16 protein-coding genes and 1 pseudogene are annotated in these 22,616 nt (G+C 56.6%); 6 read left to right on the top strand and 11 right to left on the bottom strand.

From position 1 onward, the window contains the following. Nucleotides 1–55: 55 nt before the first annotated feature. A pseudogene (locus PCOSP_RS11815) lies at nt 56–1,758 on the top strand (AMP-binding protein). 121 nt (nt 1,759–1,879) lie between these two features. Here the strand turns inward: PCOSP_RS11815 and folD are convergent. The 7 genes from folD to PCOSP_RS11780 form a co-directional block, all read right to left on the bottom strand. Continuing rightward, nucleotides 1,880–2,767: a bifunctional methylenetetrahydrofolate dehydrogenase/methenyltetrahydrofolate cyclohydrolase FolD gene (gene folD / locus PCOSP_RS11810; protein WP_464711349.1), complete on the bottom strand. Its 888-nt coding sequence runs from the start codon at nt 2,765–2,767 to the stop codon at nt 1,880–1,882. Nucleotides 2,768–2,797: 30 nt separating this feature from the next. After that, complete coding sequence (locus tag PCOSP_RS11805; protein ID WP_464711347.1) at nt 2,798–4,057, bottom strand: aminomethyltransferase family protein; 1,260 nt, start codon at nt 4,055–4,057, stop codon at nt 2,798–2,800. 34 nt (nt 4,058–4,091) lie between these two features. Continuing rightward, nucleotides 4,092–4,961 (bottom strand): formyltetrahydrofolate deformylase, encoded by an 870-nt coding sequence (purU, locus tag PCOSP_RS11800; RefSeq protein WP_464711346.1) that lies wholly within the window; start codon nt 4,959–4,961, stop codon nt 4,092–4,094. A gap of 552 nt (nt 4,962–5,513) precedes the next feature. Then, entirely contained in the window at nt 5,514–6,272 is a 759-nt protein-coding gene (locus tag PCOSP_RS11795; protein WP_464711345.1) for an SDR family NAD(P)-dependent oxidoreductase, read from the bottom strand. Next, on the bottom strand, nt 6,269–8,695 hold the full coding sequence (locus PCOSP_RS11790) for an efflux RND transporter permease subunit (RefSeq protein WP_464711343.1): 2,427 nt from the start codon (nt 8,693–8,695) through the stop codon (nt 6,269–6,271). The genes PCOSP_RS11795 and PCOSP_RS11790 overlap by 4 nt, the downstream gene beginning before the upstream one ends. Next, nucleotides 8,692–9,780, bottom strand: a complete 1,089-nt coding sequence (locus tag PCOSP_RS11785) for a YCF48-related protein (RefSeq protein ID WP_464711341.1) — start codon at nt 9,778–9,780, stop codon at nt 8,692–8,694. Before PCOSP_RS11785 ends, PCOSP_RS11790 begins: the two co-directional genes overlap by 4 nt. Before the next feature lie 70 nt (nt 9,781–9,850). Next, nucleotides 9,851–11,194 carry a DUF1329 domain-containing protein gene (locus PCOSP_RS11780; protein ID WP_464711339.1) on the bottom strand — a complete coding sequence of 448 codons (1,344 nt, stop codon included), beginning with the start codon at nt 11,192–11,194 and terminating at the stop codon, nt 9,851–9,853. 389 nt (nt 11,195–11,583) lie between these two features. Here PCOSP_RS11780 and PCOSP_RS11775 point away from each other — a divergent pair, with 389 nt between their 5' ends. Then, on the top strand, nt 11,584–12,480 hold the full coding sequence (locus PCOSP_RS11775) for a dioxygenase family protein (RefSeq protein WP_464711337.1): 897 nt from the start codon (nt 11,584–11,586) through the stop codon (nt 12,478–12,480). Between the two features lie 104 nt (nt 12,481–12,584). Here PCOSP_RS11775 and PCOSP_RS11770 read toward each other — a convergent pair whose 3' ends face one another. The 4 genes from PCOSP_RS11770 to PCOSP_RS11755 form a co-directional block, all read right to left on the bottom strand. Beyond that, the gene (locus PCOSP_RS11770) at nt 12,585–13,670 is read right to left on the bottom strand and encodes a methyl-accepting chemotaxis protein (protein WP_464711917.1); all 1,086 of its coding nucleotides are present in this window, start codon (nt 13,668–13,670) and stop codon (nt 12,585–12,587) included. Nucleotides 13,671–14,293: 623 nt separating this feature from the next. After that, nucleotides 14,294–15,460 (bottom strand): MFS transporter, encoded by a 1,167-nt coding sequence (locus PCOSP_RS11765; RefSeq protein WP_464711335.1) that lies wholly within the window; start codon nt 15,458–15,460, stop codon nt 14,294–14,296. Nucleotides 15,461–15,538: 78 nt separating this feature from the next. Next, nucleotides 15,539–16,825, bottom strand: a complete 1,287-nt coding sequence (locus PCOSP_RS11760; protein ID WP_464711333.1) for a glycine cleavage T C-terminal barrel domain-containing protein — start codon at nt 16,823–16,825, stop codon at nt 15,539–15,541. 199 nt (nt 16,826–17,024) lie between these two features. After that, nucleotides 17,025–18,611 (bottom strand): DUF1302 domain-containing protein, encoded by a 1,587-nt coding sequence (locus PCOSP_RS11755; RefSeq protein WP_464711331.1) that lies wholly within the window; start codon nt 18,609–18,611, stop codon nt 17,025–17,027. A 468-nt stretch (nt 18,612–19,079) separates the two neighbouring features. Between PCOSP_RS11755 and PCOSP_RS11750 the strand changes: the two genes are divergently transcribed. The 4 genes from PCOSP_RS11750 (at nt 19,080) to PCOSP_RS11735 (ending at nt 22,562) form a co-directional block, all read left to right on the top strand. Then, complete coding sequence (locus PCOSP_RS11750; protein WP_464711330.1) at nt 19,080–19,616, top strand: hypothetical protein; 537 nt, start codon at nt 19,080–19,082, stop codon at nt 19,614–19,616. Between the two features lie 41 nt (nt 19,617–19,657). Continuing rightward, a complete protein-coding gene (locus PCOSP_RS11745; RefSeq protein WP_464711329.1) occupies nt 19,658–21,331 on the top strand; it encodes an FAD-binding oxidoreductase in 1,674 nt (557 codons plus the stop codon). Beyond that, the gene (locus PCOSP_RS11740; protein WP_464711327.1) at nt 21,328–21,666 is read left to right on the top strand and encodes a c-type cytochrome; all 339 of its coding nucleotides are present in this window, start codon (nt 21,328–21,330) and stop codon (nt 21,664–21,666) included. The genes PCOSP_RS11745 and PCOSP_RS11740 overlap by 4 nt, the downstream gene beginning before the upstream one ends. 95 nt (nt 21,667–21,761) lie before the next feature. After that, on the top strand, nt 21,762–22,562 hold the full coding sequence (locus PCOSP_RS11735; RefSeq protein ID WP_464711325.1) for an alpha/beta fold hydrolase: 801 nt from the start codon (nt 21,762–21,764) through the stop codon (nt 22,560–22,562). The last annotated feature ends 54 nt before the right edge of the window (nt 22,563–22,616 follow it).

Here is a 22,616-nt window from a genome sequence, read left to right as displayed (position 1 = left end):
GGGCCGCTGACCGCCCCTAGTACCGGGACGATCGCCATGATCGATAGAGGCTTGCATGAACACTAACTGTCTTCCTTTTCTGACGGCCCGCGATTTCTTGTTGGCCCACCGCACCGACTACGCCACTGCCGTGCGTGACTTCCGCTGGCCGCAACTTAACGAGTTCAACTGGGCATTGGATTACTTCGATGCCATGGCCGAGGGCAACCAGGCCAACGCCCTGTGGATCGTCGAAGAAGATGGCAGCGAACAGCGCTACAGCTTCCAGCAACTGGCCTCGCGCTCAAACCAGGTGGCCAATTACCTGCGTGCCCTTGGCGTGCGCCGAGGCGAGCGTATCTTGATGATGCTCGGTAATGACGTCGCCCTGTGGGAAACCATGCTGGCAGCCTTCAAACTCGGCGCCGTGGTCATTCCTGCCACCGCCCTGCTGACCCCGGATGACCTGCGCGACCGCATCGAACGTGGTCAAGTCAGCCACCTTGTAGTCGGCAGCGCCCATGTCGACAAGTTCGGCGCGCTGGGTGAAGGCTGCAGCCGCATTTGCGTTGGTCCGTCCTCCCCCGGCTGGACCCCCACAGCGCTGCCAGTAAATATTCAGAGCAGTTTGAAGTCGAGGGCCGCACCCTGGCCACCGACCCGATGCTCTTGTACTTCACCTCTGGCACTACCTCCAAGCCGAAGATGGTGCTGCATAGCCACCAGAGCTACCCGGTCGGCCATCTCTCGACCATGTACTGGATCGGTCTACAGCCGGGCGATCTGCACCTGAACATCTCGTCACCGGGCTGGGCCAAGCACGCCTGGAGTTGCCTCTTCGCACCCTGGAACGCCGGCGCCTGCATCTTCATCCACAATATCGCGCGCTTCAGCGCCCCAGCCCTACTGGGCGCCCTAGAGCGCTACGGCGTCACCAGCCTGTGCGCCCCACCCACGGTCTGGCGCATGCTGATCCAGGAAGACCTTGCCAGCTACAAGGCGCGCCTGTGCCTGCGCGAATTGGTGGGCGCCGGTGAGCCGCTCAACCCGGAGATCATCGAGCAGATCCTGCGTACCTGGGACTTGCCGCTGCGCGACGGCTTCGGCCAGTCGGAAACCACTGCCCTGGTCGGCAATACACCCGGCCAGCGGCTCAAACCCGGTTCCATGGGCCGTCCGTTGCCGGGCTACCGGGTGACCATGCTCGACCCCGATGGCATACCCGGCAATGAGGGTGAAGTAGCCCTGCCGCTGGACATGCGACCACTCGGTCTGATGTTGTGCTACGAGGACAGCCCGGAAAAAACCGCCGAAGTGATGCGCGACGGTTACTACCGCACCGGCGATACCGCACAGATCGACGAAGAGGGCTACATCACCTTCGTCGGCCGCGCCGACGACGTGTTCAAGGCCTCCGACTACCGCATCAGCCCCTTTGAACTGGAAAGCGCGCTGATCGAGCACCCGGCGGTGGTGGAATGCGCCGTGGTGCCAAGCCACGACCCGCTGCGACTGGCCGTGCCCAAGGCGTTTCTGATCCTGGCCCATGACGAACCCGGCAGCGCCGAGCTCGCCAGCGATATCCTCGCCTTCGCCCGCGAGCATCTAGCGCCATACAAGCGGGTACGGCGCATCGAATTCGTCACCGAGTTGCCCAAGACCATTTCCGGGAAGATTCGCCGGGTGGAACTGCGGCAAATGGAAGTGCAGCGCCGGCAGAGTGATACACGCGGCGCTCAAGAGTACTTTGAAGAAGACTTCTCACAGCTCAAGGGCTGAACCCAGGCCGGTACCCTGGCGCCCCCCAAAAAAAAGAGGCAGCTTACGCTGCCTCTGAAGGGACCGGAGGGTCTCCCGTACGCGAGAATCACTACTCCAGCGCTGATGACCAGGGTGAAAGTCAGTTGGGCTGAAGAGATAGGGATTCGGCAAAGCGCTTAGCCGCCAACAAGGTATTGGCGAGTAAGCACGCAATCGTCATCGGCCCCACGCCACCTGGCACCGGTGTGATAGCCCCTGCCCTCGTACGAGCGCTATCAAACTCGACATCGCCGACAAGCCGGGTCGTTCCATCTTCCAGTTTAATCCGGGAAATCCCGACATCAATGACCGTAGCACCGGGCTTCACCCATTCCCCTTCGATCATTTGTGGAACACCGGTAGCAACCACCAGGATATCGGCCTGCTTGCAACGCTCAGGCAAATCAGTAGTTTTGCTGTGCGCAATCGTTACCGTGCAGCGCTCTTTCAACAGCAGGCGCGCCATCGGCTTTCCGACGATATTCGATGCGCCGACCACCAGCGCGCTCAGCCCAGCCAACTCCGGGCGTACACTTCTGATTAGCAACATAACGCCAGCCGGCGTACAGGGTACGAGTGCGTCTAACCCGACTGCCAACTTCCCGGCATTGGTCACAGTGAAACCATCCACGTCCTTTTCGGGATCGATCCGTTCGATCACCCTGTTCACATCAATACCTTTAGGTAGTGGCAGTTGCACCAGAATGCCGTGCACTGAATCGTCTGCGTTAAGCGCGTCGATCCGAGCCAGTAATTCGGCTTCGCAGACATTTTCAGGGAGGCGGTATTCAAGAGAACGCATCCCTGCCCCCTCGGTTGCCAGTACTTTGTTGCGCACATACACGTCGCTTGCCGGGTCGCGACCAACCAGCACCACTGCCAAGCCCGGAACGTAGCCATGCTGCTGAGCAAAGTCTTTCACTTCGGCCGCTACCTGCTCGCGCAACTTGAGAGCAGCGGACTTTCCATCGATCAATTGAGCTGACATGTGTCTTTCCAATGAGTACTCGCTAACCACTCAGGTACGGCGGTTATCGGTTTTGTAAGGCGCAGGCGCGATAGTGGCTCGAATGGGCAGTTGCGGTTCGCCTGGGTTACCCCAGATTACCGTCACATCAGTGCCAACCTCTGCTGAGGCCACGTCGACCACACAAAGAGAAAGCATCTCGCGAAAGAAGTAGCTGTAACCACGAGAGGTGGACACCCCTACTTCGCGGCCCTCATGCAACACCTTGTCAGCGTACATGAATCCGCGCTGGTCCCGAGGTAGTTCCATAAAGGCGTAGTGCTCACCTTTTTTGAACAACGAAGCAAAGACCTGCATTACATCGTCCGGATTCCACACCAGCGTGCGAATGATTCGACGCGGATTGGCGACCTCAGCTTCAAGCGCTTCGCGGCCGACAAAGTCGTGATCGAATTTGACGTTGCGCCCCCAACCCAACTCGACCGGGCTGCGGTACCACGCACTCACATCATCTGCCTCAAAACTGCCGGCGACGTTAAATGTCGATGCAAACGCGGGCAAGCTCGCCTCAAATTCTGCGCGGTACTCGGCCATGTCGTCGCTAAAGATAGCGGGCAGATAGTCGGTAATGATGGTTGGAAAACAGGCTTCCAAGTGATTGATAAACGCGGCGCGGCCGCCTAGTTTGCGCATGCCAAACGCTTGTCCGACTTGCCACACCGCCTCGTAAACTTCCTTGGCGACTTCCGCAGGCCCTTGCAGCTCGACACCAGGTTCTCCCGACATCCCCTGGCGCAACGCATACACCTCATGGCCGGCAATGGTCACTATCTGCGAGTGCATAAACTTGATGTCGTGGAGTGACACGCCGGTCAGTTTGGAAATCACTGCGGCGGCTTGTGGCCCGGCGACCTGAAAGTTGAAACCCTCCACAGGCTCGGACGTGACGTTGTAAGTGCCCTTGCGCAAGTAATAGTCCATCAAGAAGCCACCACGCCCGAACAACATGTAGTCGTCTTCACCCCAGCGACTCAGAATCCCTTCATGGATGACCTTGCCGTCCTTGTTGCAATGGGTCACATGTTTGGATTGCAAGATGTCGAACTTTGCGAAGCTGTTGATCGAGGTGTCAGAAAAAAGCTTAAGCACATCCGGGCCACGATAACGGCGCTGCCAGAGGAAGGACCAATCGCCGAGGTAGCATGTGCTCTTCCACGACATGCTCTCATCGAGCCAGTCGGTGTACTCGGGCATTCCCCAACGAGAAGTGAAGTAGCCTTCAGGGGTCTTTCTAAAGTTTTCGGGCAACATATTTCTTACCTCACAGTCGCAAACAAGAGCTGGTTCAGCCTTCGAAAATAATGGTTTTTCGCCCGTTTGGAATGACACGGTCATCCAGGTACGCACGCAGTGCGCGAGCTAAAACTCGACGCTCGATATCACGGCCTTTGCGCACGAGATCCTCGGCACTGTCGCGGTGCGAAATACGTTCCACGTCCTGCTCGATGATTGGCCCCTCATCAAGGTCGGAGGTCACGAAGTGAGAGGTGGCACCGATTAGTTTCACGCCGCGCTCGTGAGCCTGGTGATAAGGACGAGCCCCCTTGAAACCGGGAAGGAAACTATGGTGAATATTGATGCAGCGACCTTCGAGCTTGCGGGACAAGTCGTCCGAGAGAATCTGCATGTAGCGCGCGAGTACAACCAGGTCAGTGTTGGTCGACTGCACCAATTCCCATAGCTTTTCTTCCTGCTCCTGCTTGGTTTGCGGCGTCACGGGCAGGTAATGAAATGCTATGCCCTGCAGGTCTACGGCTGCATACCGTTCCTGTGGGTGGTTGGCGACCACTGCGCAGATGTCCATTTGCAGCTCACCTACGCGGCTGCGGTAAAGCAGGTCACGCAAACAGTGGTCGAAGCCCGACACCAGTAGCATCACTCGCTTTCGGGCGGTTTGCGCCCGCAGTGACCACTCCATTTGGTACTTGTCGGCGATATCTGAGAAGCCTGCCTTAATATGCGCAAGCTCTAGCGGCGCGCGGCTATCTATGGCATCGAAAACTACCCGCATAAAAAAACGGTTGGTGTCTAAATCGTCAAACTGTTGAGCGTCGAGGATGTTGCTACCTTGCTCGAATAGATAACTGGACACAGATGCGACAATGCCCGCCTTGTTGGGACAGGAAAGTAGCAAAATGAGTTTCTCATTGGGCATTTCGGCCTCCTACTAAATGCAAATGGTAAACGACGCTTTCTAGTTATCTCTGGCACGCTAAATGGCATGCTAGGATATACACTCAATCAATTAGTGACGCGCCTTACATTATTCAGCGAAACCAGCTGCCATTGACTTAAAATTTAACTAAAGCCATACGCAACTATCAGTCTCGCTAAGCCCTTCAAGGTATGTGTGGCCAGCCGGTAAAACCAACCGGTAACGTCCGACATGGATAGCTGGCGTTTACGCACGGAGACTCAGCAGCGGCTGTTTGAATAGTTACCGGTCGTTTGACGAAGGAATCCACTGAAACCAAGACAAAGATCGCAACGCTCAGCACTATCAAAAACATTGTTTTTATTTTCATTTCAGTCCACTCAGAGAGAAGTAGAGGTGTTATTTGAACCTCCTCGCTGGTCGAATGGACCTATCTTTCGAAAGGCCGGTTTACTCAAACGTTCAAGCACAAATTGAAATCGAGGCAGTCCTCAATTCTCTCCTTGGAACCTGCATCGCTAGCCTTTCCACTTTCCACACCGCCGAGCGGAATCAAGCCACCGTCATGCCACCATCGATAGAAAGGATGTGGCCGGTGACAAAAGACGCCCCGTCAGAAACTAGCCAGGCTATGGCTGTCGCGACCTCCCTGGGATCCGCGATGCGGCCCATGGGCACTCTATCGGCGATGTCGTCCAACGAGATGTGGCCGCCAACCATACGGTCCAACAGCCCCGTGCGCACAGGACCGGGCGCCACCGCATTGATGCGGATGTTGTTTCTGGCCTGCTCCAATGCAGCCGCTTTGGTCAGGCCGGCCAAGGCATGTTTGCTAGCGCTGTAAACAGCCACCTGCGGAATGGCGCATAGGCTGGCGCTGGAGCCGGTGTTGACGATGACACCGCCGCCTTGCGCGCGCATTTGGCGGATCTGATATTTCATTCCGTGCCAGATACCCTTGAGGTTGATGTCGAGGACACGCTGGTAGTCCTCTCCCGACATCTCCTCAACGGCGCCAAAAGGCCCTTCGACTCCCGCATTGTTGACGGCGATATCCAGCCGGCCATGTCGCTCAACGACGTTTTGAACAACGCGACTGACGCCCGCTTCGTCACGGACATCCAGCAGGCAAAACTGGACATGACCTGCCAGTCCAGCAGCTACTTCCTGGCCCTGTTTTTGATCAGGTCCGGCAATGGTGACGGACGCGCCAGCCTCGGTGAATAGCTTTGCAGCGGCCAGACCAATACCGGATGTACCACCAACTAGCAGAACAGTCTTATCGGAAAAATCGTAAGAAATCGCGCTCATACACGCGCTTCCAATGAAGTACGGCTGCGACGAGACGCAGCACTTCGCACCGGTGCAGCTGCACCGCGTTCATCAGAGCTTGGCAATAGGAACGCGGCCAGGCTGGGCAACAGTACCAGGGCGCCGAACATGTTCACCAAGAACATAAAGGCCAACAACAACCCCATGTCTGCCTGAAACTTTATCGGCGAAAACATCCAGGTAGCTACACCCACTGCCAAGGTCAAGCCGGTCAATGTCACTACACGGCCGACAAATAGCAGCGACCGGGCATACGCCTCCGAAAGGCCGGCACCAGCGCGCTGGCAGGCCAGCGTTACACTGAGAATGTAGAGTGCATAGTCAATGCCGATGCCCACGCCAAGAGCCGTGACCGGCAAGGTAGCGACCTTAAGGCCGATACCCAGAGCGACCATCAGTGCTTCGGCCAGAATGCTGGTGAGCAGCAACGGCAGTACTGCCACAAGCACCGCGCGCCACGAGCGAAAGGCAATCAGGCTCAGAACAATTACCGCGGTATAAACACCAAAGAGCATCAGGTAGTTGTTGTGCTTTACCACCTGATTGGTAGCTGCCTCGATACCCGCACTGCCGGCTGCGAGCAGGAACTTCACGTCGTCGGTGTTGTTTTCCGTCGCGAACTGTTCAACCTCTTTCACCACCGCCTGCAAGGTGGCCGCCTTGTGATCCGCCAGATAGACGTACAACGACAATAAGTTGCAGTCCTCGTTGAATAAGCCTCGCGGCGCCTGGGTAACGATAGAGTTCAGTACCCGCTGGTTAGGCACCAGCTCCGCCCATTTATAGCTGCCTTCGTTGAACGCAGAACCCAATTGGCGGGCGAGATCGGCAAACGAATTACTGAGAACTACGCCCGACTGTTGGCCCAACCGCTGCTGTAACATGCGCATCTTCACCAGTGTTGAATAATCGGCGCATTGGTCAGCAGGGGTGGTGATCATTACTGCCAGCAGATCACTACTGGTAGCGTAGTGTTCAGTCAGATAGGCATTGTCACGGTTGTAGGTCGAGTTGGCGCGCAGTTCTGGCGCTCCTGCATCCAGATCGCCTATTTGCAGATGGGTGGCGACTACAGCCCCGCCTATGGCCAGCAGGACGGCTGCCGCAATGGCACCCGCGGCCCAACTACGACGGGTAAAGCGATCCAGGAAAAGCCAGAGTCCGCTTGGCGAGCCGAGCGCTTGCTGCTCCTGCGCCAACGCCCTGGCTGCGGCATGCGGGCTCACGCCAGTGAAGGTCAACAATATGGGTAACAGAATCAAATTAGTGAAGATCAAAATCGCCACACCGATGCTCGCCGTAATGGCCAGCTGGCGGATAGCTTCAATATTCACCAACATCAGTACCGCAAACCCTACCGCGTCACAAACCAGGGCTGTGAAACCCGCCATAAACAGACGCCGAAAGGTGTTGCGTGCGGCGTCGACGCGATTTAGTCCCCGACCGATGTCCTGCATCACGCCATTCATCTTCTGTGCGCCATGGCTCATGCCAATGGCGAAAATCAGAAAAGGCACGAGGACCGAATAAGGGTCCAGACGGAATCCAATTAACGGCAGCAAGCCGAGTTGCCACACGACTGCAATAAGCGAGCAGGCCACCACCAAAGCAGTACTCCGCACGCAGCGGGTAAACCAGAACACCATGACTGTGGCGATAAATACGGCGATGGCAAAGAACAGAAGAATTTGCGCCAGTCCGTCAATCAGATCCCCCATGACCTTGGCAAAACCCACCACGTGAATACTAATGCCGTCTTTCTGATACTTCGCCCGGATAGCCTCGATCCGCTTCGACAGCAGCCCATAGTCCAAGGCCTGCTTGGCCTGTGCATCAAAGTCCAGCAGCGGTACTACAATGGCACTCGACCGGAAGTCCGACGCCACCAATCGCCCAATCTCGCCCGAACGCAGAATATTGAGTCGCAACTCCTCCAGCCTACTTTGTGAGCCATCGTAGGCATCTGGCATCACCGGACCGCCATCAATACCTTCCTCCGTAACCGCCATCCACCGAACGCTACGGGTCCAAAGCGACTGCATATAAGAGCGCTCGACACCCGGTAGCAACAGGATTTCGTCGTTGATCTGTTGCAGCGTCTGAAGGTACGCCTTGTCGAGAATAGTGTTGCCATCAGTGGCCACGATGACCCTCAGGCTGTTGCCCAGTCCTTTTAGGTCACCTTCATGCGCCAGGTAGTTCTGAACATAGGGATGGTCATTCGGAATCACTGCCTTGAAGCTGGCATTGAGTTCCAGATGACGAGTCTGGTAAGCCAGGCCCACCGTTACCAACAAGCAAAGAATCACGATCAGCGCACGATGATTGAACAGCAATCGCTCAAGCCATGTACCCGCGCTTGGATCAAAAGGCTCATTGGAACCTTGGATATCAACCTTCATTGTGCGGATTCCCCTACTGCCAGACTCAGGGTCTGTACGCCTACCGGACCCACCAGCACCAAGTCATTGGCGCTCACCTGCACGGCGTCCACCGCAGGCAGAATTTGGCGGTTCAGTACATTGAAATGCTCTCCATGCTTATCGCCCAGGACCACCTGGCCGTTCTCCGCAAGCAGCACCAGACGTCCATCGACAAGTGACAAGCCGCCTTGCAGCGAGGCCGAGACACCGGTGTTGATTTCCTTCCAGGTGGCCCCGCGGTCCGATGACTTCACGGCATTCCCTCGCAGGCCATATGCCAACGCGATGTCAGGCGTAGCAAGAACGCCGAATAAAGTGCCGGAGTAAGGCTGCTCAACGCGCTGATAGTGGTTGCCGCCTTCACCTCGCAACAGCAACCCCTGCTCGCCTACCACCAGGCTCAAAGCTTGCTGGGTGGTGCTTGCATAGAAGTGCAAAGCGCCTGGATTGAGTGCCTCCATCGCCAACGGCGCCCAGTTTTTTCCACCATCATCGCTCTGCAGCGCTAAACCAAACGCCCCAAGCACCGAAAGACGGCCATCATTGAGCTGAAGTGTCAGGAAGGGTTTATCCGGGCCGTCTTCCAACAAATATTGCGCTTGGCTCAAGGCTTTCGAGGCCCGTTCATCCTGCTCGCCTCGTTGCGCTACATTACGCTGCGCATCTTCAAGCAGGATCTGCGCGGCCTTGATTCCATCGAGTTGCAGCTGCCAGGTTTCTCCACCATCAGCGGTGTGCAGAACCACACCTAGGTGCCCAATTGCCCAACCCTCAGCCGGCGTAGCAAAGCGAACCTGGGTCAATAGAACGTTCACTGGCACATTGGCTTGACGCCAGCTTTTCCCCAGGTCGTCTGAAAGAATGATCCGTCCCCCCTCACCCACCGCAACCAGGCGTTCACCCGTCTTGACGATACTGAGGAAGAAGCCCTTTTCAGGATGCGCTGCAACAGCGCCAGGCTGTAGCAGAACCTCCGGAACCGCAGGCGGTGCCGCGTGCAATAGGCTCGATAAGCAGCCCAGCAGGAAAGCAAACATCCATCTGCCGAATTTAATTTTGCTCATACTGATTGTCGCCCGATAAACAAACCGCGAACGGCGACGCAGTACGCCGCCGGTGACCATCGATTGCCAGTTAGCGCAGTGCATCCTGGGTCAGCGACTCAGCCGTGAAGTAGGAGCGTGGGCGAGGCTCGACCGGCGTGTAGTTACGGATGTACCCCGCAATGGTGTACGCCTGTTGTTGGAAGTCGAGACTCTGGTAAGGCAGTGTCACTACACCTGGCAGGTCATAGCTAACGCTGGTGTAGCCAATGCCGCCACGCCACAGTTTGCCTTGGGCATCCCACAAATCGGACATGACGATGGCCCAGCTGTCTTCATCCATATAAAGCTTGCGCTTGGGCGCGGCGTTACGCTTACCAGCCTTGAGCGTACCTTCTACTGCCCATACACGGTGCAACTCCCAGCGCACGACTTTGGGATCGATAAACTTCGCGCCCAAGGTTTGCTCCGGGTCGGCCATCAACAGTGCGTTGGTGTTGTAAGGGATATACATTTCCTGCTTGCCAACCAGCTTCCAGTCGTACTGCTCAGGCGAGCCGAAGAAGCCATACGCTTCGTCGAACTGGGCCAGACCGGAAACATAGAAGTTCGGGGTATCGAACTGCACGTTTGGCAGTTTGCGAACACGACGCTGGCCTGGCATGTACTGCCACGATCCCGGTTGCCGGGCGGAGTAGTCAGTCGGGAACAGACCGATCAGTGCTTCGCCAGCGCTGCGACCCGGCGCGGTTGTTTTGGCGCGGTGCCACCACCACCAGCCATCGAAGTCTTTCTCTCCCCCTGGCAACGAGTAGCGATAGAACTCATTGATATCGATGACCGACGTCAACGACCGACGCCCACTACCGTCCACCATGTAGAGGCGATAGAGCGTGTCGACCGCGGTTCCCTTCCAGGACAGCAGATGGTTCCAGAGAACCTCGGCACCGGTTTTCGGGATCGGGAACGGCGTGCCGCCGTAGCCATTTACGATCGCCAGACCGTCTATGGAAGAACTGGCGTTCACAGCGTTTTTAGCCGCGTAATCGTAAAACCATTGAGGAGCCGAAGCGGTACGACGAGTAGGAAACACATCGACACGATAGTCTGGGTAGTTCTTGAGCATGTGGTACACGCTTTCAGACAGTTTCGACTTGTGCTGATCAGCGTTTTGCGCGGTGATTTGCAGCGTGGACTTGTCATCCGGGAACGGTACCGGAGCAAATTGACCTGCCACATGCCCAGCAGGCTTGTTGGCACCGTACCCACCTGTCCATTCTGGAATTGTGCCGTCGGCATTTCCTGCGCGCTCGGCACCAACAGGCGTCAAAGTCCTGCCCAACTGTGCAGCCTGGTCGGGGCTAACGGCGGCAGATGCAGCTGTGGCCAAACAAAGGGGAAACAATAGCAGCGAAGCCATTTTATTCTTATTCATGCGCATGGTTCTCTTGTTGTATGTGCATAGGCAGGAAATTGTTGCCGTCACGAACTCATGTACTCCAGGGCTATTGATTGCAGTGGCCTACAATGTCGCCAGCAATGTCCCGGACATGACACTGACAGTCCATTCGCCGTATCACCTGTCCCTGCATAAAAAAGCAGGTGATACGGCGTTGTCCCACCGCTCATCGACGGTATCTTTCAGCCGATGACACCAACCTATTGGTGCCCTCACCTACCTACACCTATCGAAAGATAGCCTCGAAAAAACGTTCGCCGATTCAGTTTTCATGACGCTATCTTTCGGTAGGCGTCAACGCATTCGGCCGTCTACATAATGGACATATCCGCCCCTAGCAACGACCAATTCGGCCGAGGAAAAGCATGAGTGAACGTATTGAGAGCCTTACTAGCAGTGTGATTGATCAAATGTCGAATACACCCTCATTGCGCCTTCGCGAGATCATGCAGAGCGCTGTGAAACACCTGCACGCGTTTGCCAGTGAGGTGCGACTTACGCCTGAAGAATGGATTACCGGAATATCCTTTCTCACCGCGACGGGGAAAATGTGTAGCGCAGACCGCCAAGAATTCATCCTGCTTTCAGACGCACTGGGGGTATCGAGCCTAGTGAATCTGTTGAATGACCAAGACGGTATTGACCAGGCCACTGAAAGCAGCGTGCTGGGCCCGTTCTATCGGGAAAATGCTCCGGAATATGGACCCGGCGAATCAATGGCGCGCAACACCGACGGCGGCGAACAGGTGCAGTACTACGGCTATGTCACCGATACCCAAGGCAACCCGATCCCTTTCGCCAACGTGCAGATCTGGCAGACGGACGCGGCTGGCTGGTACGACATTCAGTTGCACGGCCAAGAGGTAATGGACATGCGCGGATCGTTTACCTGTGATGCCGATGGGAAATACTGGGCTTCAAGTGTGCTGCCGAAAAGTTATCCGCTGCCGGCGGATGGCCCGGTTCGCACGTTGCTCACGGCACAGCAGCGTCACGGCTACCGTCCTGCGCACATTCATTTCCTGATCAGCGCCGAAGGCTACGCGGAACTCGTCACAGCTCTATATTTGAACGGCGACCCCTATCTGGATTCAGACACTGTATTTGGCGTAACCAGCCAGAAGCTGGTAGTGACTCCATATATTGATGAACAGGCTCCCGACTCGCAGAAGCCCGCCATCCGCTACGACTTTCGCCTGCCTCGTGGCATCGTCGATTCAGGACGAGTGGGCGCTGACGTTTCGAAAATCAACTTCAGCTAGTAAAAAGGCGATGGTATTGATCCACTATTGGTCTAGGTCTGGCGCCCGTGTAGCCGTCACCGGCCTAAAGCGAACCGTGTACTGTGGAGTGGCACGAGCGCACCTTAATGCTGAAACCCACCAACCAGCTGGTTCAATTCGCCACTCAAACGCTGCAACGTATCACTGAATCGCCCACTTTCCCGCGCGCTGGTTACACCGGCCTCGGCCTCATCTCGCACGCGCACCACGCTAAAACTCACTTGCTCTGCAACGGTGCTTTGCTGGGTGGCAGCAGCGGTGATTTGTTGGTTTATTCCCTCAATCCGGGAGACCGACTCGGTAATCGCCTTGAGCGCGGCGTTCGCCAATCCCGTCTGTTCGACTGCTTGATGCGCCTGTCCCAGACTTTGCTCACTATGACCCATGGCCTGCCTGGTCAGCAGTTGCAGCAAGTCGATCGTCGTGGCGATCTCCATCGCAGCTTCCTGGCTGCGCCGAGCCAACGCTCGCACTTCGTCGGCCACGACAGCAAAACCGCGCCCTTGATCACCTGCGCGAGCAGCTTCGATGGCAGCGTTAAGTGCTAGCAAGTTGGTTTGCTCGGCCACCGCGCGAATGACATCGAGGATGCTGCCGATGCGGTCACTTTCTCGCGCCAGATCAAGCATGCTGGCTCGCGTCGCCTTTACCCCTCCTGCCAATCTATCAATGCGCTCCACTGCATCTGCTACCAGATGAGCGCCTGTACTAGCCTGGCTACCCGCTTGGCGTGCTGCCTCTGAGGCTTGTTGGATATTGCCTGCAACCTGACGCACGCTTGCGGTCATCTCAACCATAGCCGAGGCACTTTGTTCTGCCTCCTGATTTTGCCGCCATGCGGCTTTACCAGCTTCCGAGCTCACGCCAGCGAAGTCGGTGGCTACGCTGCCTAGTTGCGTCACCCCGGTCCCGATGCGCTCCACCAGGCTTCGCAATGCCAGCGTCATACTTTGCATCGAGGCCAACAACTGGCCTGGCTCGTCTCGGCGGGTAACGTCGAATTCAGCGCGAAGATCACCATCGGCGATGGCGCGCAGGGCCAACACCGCTCGACGCAATGGCAGAACAATCTGACGGTGCAATACGAGCGCCGCTAAAGTCGCGACGATTAGTAGCAACGTACTGCTGGTGCCCAACAAGATAAGAATTTTCTGGCTGACGACGAGCATATCGTTGCCTTGCGCCAAATAGGCAGCATAGCCTTGCTCTAAAAGCTTTGCCGCTTCGATATCAAGAGCAGCAATTTCTTCGGGGCTGGGCGATTCAATTTCCTGCCGTGTCCTCAACTTTTCGAACAGAACCTGGTAGTTGTTCGCCGCTTGCCTCATTTGAAGTAGCGCCGGGCGCTGAGCGCTTTTGGGATGGGCCTGCAGGAGTTCATCAAGCCGTGCTTGAGTGGCTTCCAACGACTCTTTTGCATGCTTGGCGGCGTCCAGCGAACCGTCGATTCGGTAGCTCTGCTGGGCGACCTCAGCCCGTAGAAGATGGATCTGACTTTCGGCAACACCAGTCATCAAATCCCCGCGTTCAAAAAGCGCGAATATTCCATAAAACCCGGCGCCAGCCACTCCGAGCGCAAGTAAAACGGTCAGGCCAAAGCCACAGAGCAGCTTGATGCCTACGGAAAAATTACTCACAGCGTGCCACATACCTGCCCCCATCGCGTGTACCGACAGCCCGAAACCCATTGAGGGTGCGCTGAGTGTGGTGTCGAGATTTTTATACTTTTGGTCGCCGGACCGCGCTGACGCGGGTCCGGCTCTCGGCTGAAAATAGCTTCTTAGGAGGCGATTCAGGCCGCGTCAAAAACACTCGGCGACGACTGACGCTCAGGTGGCAGCAGCAGGAAACCGGCGCCCCAGGCAAACGCCACAATCAATATGAAGTACAGCCATTGGCCAACATCCAAGGCGGCAAAAAACAAGGGCGCAGAAAGCCCCGCGCCAATGCCGGTAATTTGCCCTACCAGGCCGGCCGCGGTGCCCGCCATGCTGGCATCTGGTAGCGCCCTGGGCAGTAGCGAATAAACCAGCGCAATAAATCCGCCAACGCACAGCTGCTGCACAATTGCACCGGCAATTGCCAGCGGCAGCACGCCACTTGGCCAATAAAAGGCCAGGCCACCAACAACGGCAGACAGAAGGATCGAAAAAGACAAGGCGCCACTGCGCCAACCTTTGGCAAGCAATGTGCCAATCACCACGCTGCCGGCTACGCCACATAGGCTGGCCACCGCCATGATCTGCGCACTCAGACTCAAATCGAGCTCGTGTACTTTGTTGAAGTACAAGGCGCCCACCGCGCTGCTACCGACGCCAGCCAGCGCCGACAAGCTGAGACTCAGACCGAAGCGCACCACACGGCTATTACGAAGTACGGCCATTACGCTGCCGCCCACTGACAAAGCCCGGGCGTCCGGTAACCACGCAGCGCCTGCCACAAGCAGCACGGCTAGCCCTGCATGGACATAGAACGCCGTCTGCCAATTCGATTGGCCCGCGAACGGCGAGGCCAGCAGCAGCCCCAGGGCATAGCCCACCGGCATGACCGTAGACCATAGCGTCAACGCCTGAATCTGTTGCCGCCCCGTGGTGGCGATCATCAGTAACCCCTGTCCGGAAGTCAGCAAGGCCACCAACGCAATACCTTCCAGCAGCAGGCTGCCACGCAGCAAATTGAAATCAGTGGTCATGGCATTGGCTAGGCTGCCTGCACACATGGCCGCCAAGCCGACGATCAATAGAAGCTTTGGTCCAAAGCGATCTATCAGCCAGCCCATCAACAAACCGGCGAACGCCAACGGCATCAGTTGCCCAGCGATGGCGACACCCACCGTCGACCCGGAAACACTAAAAAAACGGCCTATGTCTTCAGCCAGCGGTCCCATCATGCCCAAGGCCGCCGTGCCAAATAGACCAAAGAGGTAAATCATCACTATCGGAAACCATTTGCCGTTCATCACAATGCTCGCGATCAGACTGATACGGTGACGCCAACCGGAACGGTGTCGCCCATATGCAAGGGAAATAGGTTGGTTTCAGCGTGCGGCATCGGCCAAGCTGTCGCGACGCTTGTCCTGCTTGTACGGTGCAGGTGCAACGGTGGCGCGAATGACGGTTTGGCGGGTACCCGGGCTGCCCCACAACACCTCGACCTGGGTGCCTGGCTGGCTCAATTCGGTGTCGATAAAAGCGAGTGCCAGCACCTTGCGAAAGTGCAGGCTGTAGCCAGGCGTGGAAGAGAAGCCAGCAGGCTTGCCATCCTTCAACACGGCATCTGCCCAGCACACCCAGCGGTGCGGGTGGGGAATATCGAGGAAATCGAATGGTGCTTCCTCACCAAACAAGGACGCATACAACCCAACGACATCGTCGTTGTTGAATTCGAGCGTTACGCGAGCACGTCGTGGATTAGGCGCTTCTCGCTCCAAGGCAGCACGACCAACGAACTCATGATCGAACTTGACACTTCTTCCCCAACCAAGCTCATACGGGCTGAGCAAGTAGTCGTCGATGCTTTCACCTTCAAAGCTGCCCTTGAGCACCGGTGTAACGCCTTTAAGGTCGAAATTGCGGAACATAAACTCCAAGTACCCTTCACTCTCGGCATTAAAGTTGGATGTCAGGAAATGCCACATCGTGGTCGGGAACGCGGCTTCCAGGTGGTTGATCATTGCGGTACGGCGGCCAAGCCGGCGAATACCATGGGCTTGACCCATTTCCAGAATGGCTTGATAGACCGCATCCCGATGCTCAGCGGCACCATGGAACTCAAAACCGATCTCGCCCGCCATCCCCTGACGCAGTGCCTTGACCGGGTGACCGGCAATAACCACATCGCCGAAATGCATGAATTTGATATCGAGCAGTTCCTGCCCCGTAACGGCCTGGCAGACAGCCAGCGCGGTCGGCCCGGACACCTGCAACTGAAAGGTCTGGATCTCTTTCCACTTGGCGTTGTAGTCACCTTTTTCGATGCTGAAAGCTGACCAGAATGCAGTACCGCCCTGGGTAGAGAAGCGCTCTTCGCCCAGGCGCATGACAATGCCTTCAGCAATGACTTTGCCATTCTGGTCGCACTGCACCAGGTGCTTGGCCTGGCCTACTGCGAAGTTTTCGACGCTGTTTATGCCAGTTTTGCGGAACAACTCCAGCGCGTCGGGCCCTTCGATTTCGACATCCCACAGGAATGACCAATCACCGACATAACAGGTCGACTTCCAAGACAACTGCTCGTCCTGCCAAGAGGTAAATTCCGGGCCGCCCCATCCAGGGTGATAGCCGGGGGTGCCTTGGCGCAGCATGTTGATAATGTCTCTGGACATATGGACTCCTAAATATGAAAACGCCACGCATTAAATCCCGCCCGGATGCCTTGTATCGGGGCTGCGGCCCCAATTCAGTACCAGGTAAACAAGCACCTGATGCGAAATCGGGGGCGCACGGGGCCTGCACCGCTAACTGAAGCGGCAAGCAAGTTGCGCAACAAAGATTGCTAAAGGTGCCCTCGAATGGGCCGTATCGTTAGAAAGTTCGTGTTAGCGACGCCATGACGAAATCACGACCGCTGTAGTAGTTGTTGCCTTCACTGCCAAAGAAGTGAGTCAGGTTCAAACCCAGCTTCCAATCCTGCTGGTAGATGCCGGTAATGCCGACGGTGAGATCGCCGCCTTTGTTCGAACCGTAGTTGTTGAATGCCGACGAAACGGGTGAACGACCTTTGAAGTTGTAACCAAGACCGATCGGCACCTGCAGATCCAGGCCAGGGCTGACTTGGTAGTAGTCAAAGGTTGCCAAACCACGCACCGCATATACGGTGTCATCGAGAAGATCATCACGCTGCTCTTTGTGTTCGGTCACCTTGACCAGGCGGTGTGCCGCCAATTCGCCGGCCAACGAGTAGCCATCCCACAACGCACCGCCGTTGCCGACGTAGATGGCGTTTATCTGCGCATGCAAGGTGTCGCCGAGCACTTCTGGATTAAGCACATTGCCAGTAGCTCTAAGCGCCTCGTCCTGACGATAGGATATCTCACTGCCCAGGTTGAGCTGACCAATCGAGGTGTTGGCACTGATACCGTACAACTTGATCTTTTCCTGGTAGCGCAGGAAGTACTCACCGATGGAGCCGTTGGTAGGATCAAAGCCGCCCGACGGCACAACTTCAACCTGTGGGGTTTTGTCGTTATAGCGAATGGCGTAAAGGCCAAGATCGAGGTTGAGTGACTCGGGGCGCCAACGCAGCGATACACCAAACTGAGGGGCGTCCGGCTCGTCATCGGAACCGCGATAAAAGTACACGCCTGGACCGGCGATGATCCGTTCTCCGCCTTCATCCACCATGTCTGCCGAAGAAATAAAACTGCCGGCCGGAGGAATACGGGTCTTCTCCCACTGGAACTGATAGAAGCCTTCAACCGTCCAGCCGCCTTCGAACAGGACGCTCATCGACAACTGTTTGGTAGGTAGAAACAACTCCTGCGCTTTGGTGTTTGGCACCGTCAACGCCTTGTACGCATCCACTGGCGCCATGGCGGCGGCTATGCCGTTGTCGGTGAAAAACAGGCTCTCGCCCCAGAGCAAGGTGTGCTGCCCCAGACGAACGCTGAGCGGCACATCAAACGGTGTAAATTGTCCCGAGACGAATGCATTCATCAGCTCAACTTTGCTGCCTGCCCACCTCTCGGTCTGGTGGGTGAACTCATCGTTGGGAACAGAGTATTGGTTCGCCGTACCCGGCGAGTCGTTGTCGTTGTGACGTGCGTAAACGTTGTCGTACCACGCAGCGGCACTCAGGCTAAGGCCAAAATTCCTGTATCGGGCATTGAGCTCAGTCAGCCAATCGACGCGGTTCATCATCAGCGCGCCGCGATCGAAGTTGTGCTCGGGGTCGTCAGCGTTGACGTTTTGCAGATTCTTGTCGCTGGGGCTGCTGGTGCGCGCGCCCAGCGAGTACTTGAGCGTGTTGTTCCAGCTAGCATCGATCTCGCCCAGCTCGAACTCATAAGCCTGCGCCGCACCGCTGGAAGCGATGGCGGCGAAGCCAGCAAACAATGGAATGGTTACCAACCTCCGCGAATCAAAGCGGAAGTTGGGGAGCGTGGTCTTCATTATTGTTGTTCTCCGGTCATTGTTTGAGACCTATATGAAGCGCCCGCTAAGCACGCTTCTACAGTATCGCAATAGGATCAGTAGATCCCTTGATCCAAACTAGAGAGCACACGACTGTCGAGCACCTATCCAAAGATAGAATCGAATAGCCATTTTCTCGGCCCTGCGCGCCCTTCTCTGTGCATATAAAACAAGCAACAAAAATGGCGCCTCGCTCGCAACCATTTGAAGCGCAATGATTCCCAAAATAGCAGTCCGTTCGCTCACTATCTTTGGGTAGGTGCTTCGGCAAACACGACGACGCAAACATGGCAGACACACGCATCGCTTAGAGTGTCTGTAGCGATAACAAAAAATACGTGGAGCCTGCCGTATGCCCTTTCTCAATTCGCCAAGCCGCACCTGCGGTATACCCCAATGAACAGGCGCACTTTGCTTAAAGCAGGGATAGTTAGCAGCCTCGTGCCGATGCTCAGCAGCAGCGGCATAAGCACAGCCCTGGGCCTTCGTCCCCAAGCCATGCTTAGCGGAATTATCAGCGACAGCCGTTTCAGTGCCAGCCAGGTTTTCGGTACGCAGGGGGCAAATCTGGGAGTGCGCCATTTCAGCAGCAAGGGCGATCTCACCTCGTTGTGGTTCCGGCACTTGGACCCCCTCTGGAAAAAAGAGCAGCTGTCCTTCGCAGGCCTGACCACCCGCGACAACCTTTTCTGCCTGGAACGCCTGGCCTGGGACCGTGGCATGCGCGTAGTCGCGCGCCTGGATCACCAACAAGTCGACGACAACCAACTGCTGCACACACTGGAAGGAACCGCCCTGCTCTCCGTTCCCGTCACGGAAAACATGCTTCGGCGAGCAACCTGGAGCATGGAGGTGGGCCGAGCAATCGCCACCTGCCCGCCCGAGCACCTGGTGGCGCCCTGTACGCCGCGAAAGGTACGCAGCGTCGGCTGGCTCGAAGAGCCACTCGTGACCTGGGTTATCGCACCCATTGCTCAAGCCTGACCCATTAAAATCAATAAACAGAATTGGCCTGGAGATAAATCATGTTGCCGCCCGGCATCGATTCCAACGTATTCGCCAAAGCGCTTGCTGAATTTACCAAAGTAGTCGGCAGAGATTGGGTGTTTAGCAGCGACGAAGATCTCAAACTCTACCGAGACGCCTACTCACCCTACATGGGCGAACCCGAAGAGCGCGTAGCTTCCGCAGCAGTAGCGCCGGATACCACTGAAGAAGTTCAAGAGATCGTTCGCATCGCCAATAAATATGGCATTCCGATTTATCCGATCTCGACGGGAAAAAACCTTGGCTACGGCGGTTCCGCGCCAACCTACAGCGGCAGCGTCGTACTTGATCTGAAGCGGATGAATCGCATCATTGAGGTGAATGAAAAACAGGCCTATTGCATCGTCGAGCCTGGCGTCAGCTACTTCGACATGTATCGCTACCTGCAAGAAAAGAACATCAAGCTGTGGATTGATGTTCCCGATCCGGGCTGGGGCAGCATGCTCGGCAACGCCATGGAACGTGGCGCCGGCTATACGGCATCGCAGTTTCGCAATCACTTCGACGCCCACTGCGGCATGGAAGTGGTGCTCGCCAGCGGCGAGCTGATGCGCACCGGTATGGGCGCAATGCCAGGCTCGAAGACCTGGACCATGTACAAGACAGGCTTCGGCCCCGCCGTTGACGGCATCTTCAGCCAATCGAACTTCGGTGTCGTCACCAAGATGGGTTTCTGGCTGATGCCCGAGCCGGAAGCATTCCTCAAAGGCTGCATCCACCTGTATCACTACAAGGATCTAGTGCCGCTGGTAGACCTGATGACAGAGCTGGAGAACGCCAAGATCTTCACCGGCTATCCAGACATCAATAGCCCGGCGATGGGTACACCCAGTCTCGCCGGTCTGCATGAGTTTCTTGCTCACGGCCCAAAAGAAATAGACCCGGAGTTCATGGCCATGATGGGCCGTGGCGCAAAACCGGAGGAGTACGAAGCCTACGCGAGTAAAAAAGGCCTGCCTTTCTGGAGTTGTGCGCTGACGTTCTATGGTCCGGAGAAAGTCATTCGAGCGCAGTGGGAATACGCCCAGGAGCGCTTCAAAAAACTTATACCAGGCGCCACCTTCGAGGAACGTGAGTTCTACAACTTGCCGCTCTCAGCCGAACAGGCCGAGACGGTGGAGTACCCAGCACAGTTCGGCATTCCCAATCTACGCACCTTCGCCATCGGCGCTCGCTCGACCTGGAACCCTGCCCCACCCACCAATGGGCATGCATGGTTCTCCCCGGTCATCCCACGTGACGGTGCCGAAATCCTCAAGATCAACGAGGTACTTGGCGGTGAAGCGCGCCGGCTTGGCATGCCTCTAATCTTTGCGATGATCGTTCCCGTCCCCTCCTGGGAGCGCAGCTTCACTTTCATCATTCCACTATTCATCAGCCAGGACCCGGCGCAAAACAAGAAGAGTCGGGAGGTATTTCGCCACCTGATCAAAGTGGCGGCACAAAATGGGTGGGGCGAGTACCGAACCGCGCCGACGTTCCAAGCAAACGTCATGGACACTTACTCCTTCGGCAATCACGCTCTCCTGCGGTTTCATGAGTCGCTCAAGGATGCGGTGGACCCAAAGGGCATTCTGTCTCCAGGACGCTACGGTATCTGGCCTCGCCATCTACGGGATAAACACCGCTATCAAGGAGGAGATACGGTATGAATCATTTCATTGCAGTTGCCACCCTCCTAGCGGCTGCCGGCAGCAGCTTTGCCGCTGAAGTACCCGCCGATCTAGGCAAGCAGGTTTATCAGAAATGGTGCGCGCCGTGCCATGCGCCAGGCGATTTTTATCCTGGAACACTGGCGTTGCGTGCCAAATACCGGGGTGCGCTGCCAGATGCACTGGAGCAGCGCACCGACCTTACGCCAGAGCTGATTAAATATTTCGTGCGCAACGGCATCACCATCATGCCGTTCTTCCGCAAGACAGAAATATCGGATGTTGAGCTCGACGCTATGGCCCAGTTCCTCACCAAGCGACCCGCTACGCCATAAGGGCCCACCCTTCACTATCCATAGATAGGTGAAGGGCTCCCGCCACCCCTCGCACTCTCTCCATTACTTCAACAACGATAAAAAGAAGGATTACTATGAGCACGCTTCCCAGCGGGGATCGACGCGTCGATTATTCGGCTTGGCGATGCCATAACTATTCTATTGGTGGCGCCCAGGTAGCGGTTCACCGCGCAGGCTCAGGCGAACCGGTAGTCTATCTCCATGGCGGCGGTACCTGGCATGGGCTGGCGTTCGCCACAGGTCTGCCCAAGCACTTCGAGGTATTCCTGCCTCATCACCCAGGCTTTGGCCTGTCTGAAAACAACCCCGACATCACCTCCGTCGCCGACTGCGTCGAGCACTATCAAACCTTGTTCGACGCTCTGAATCTAGAGCGCGTCCATCTGATCGGCAGCTCACTTGGTGGCCGTATAGCAGCCGAATTTGCCGCTCGGTACCCCGCGCGCGTGAGCAAGTTGATACTCGCTGCCCCCGCCGGCCTCATCGTGGCAGACCATCCCCTGCCGGACCTTTCCTCCGTGGCGCCTCAGGATTTTCCGGCGTACCTGGTCAGCGATTTTCAGTTACTTCTGCCGTTCCTGCCGACCGGTCCAGACGAAGAGTTCATGGCCATGCGCGAACGCGAGTTCGCCAGCATCATGCGGCTATTGCCCTCAGGCTTGGAAAACCCGGACATGCCGGCGCTCCTGCACCGCATCAGCGCGCCAACACTGATTATCTGGGGCAACGAGGATCGCCTGATCCCTTCCGGCCAGGCCAAACATTGGCAGCGGCTCATTCCCAACGCCAACTTCACCGTGATCGAAGGTGTTGGTCACCTTCCGCTGGATGAATCGGAGCGCGCCCGTCGCTCGGCGTTGGATTTTCTCTTCTGACCCAATGCGCCGCTGCAATCGAGCACTATCTTTCGGCAGGTGCTCCAGATTGCT

Source organism: Pseudomonas sp. MAFF 730105, assembly GCF_055380705.1.
Note: the sequence above shows the minus strand (reverse complement) of the source record. Positions and strands in the feature narration are given on the sequence as shown.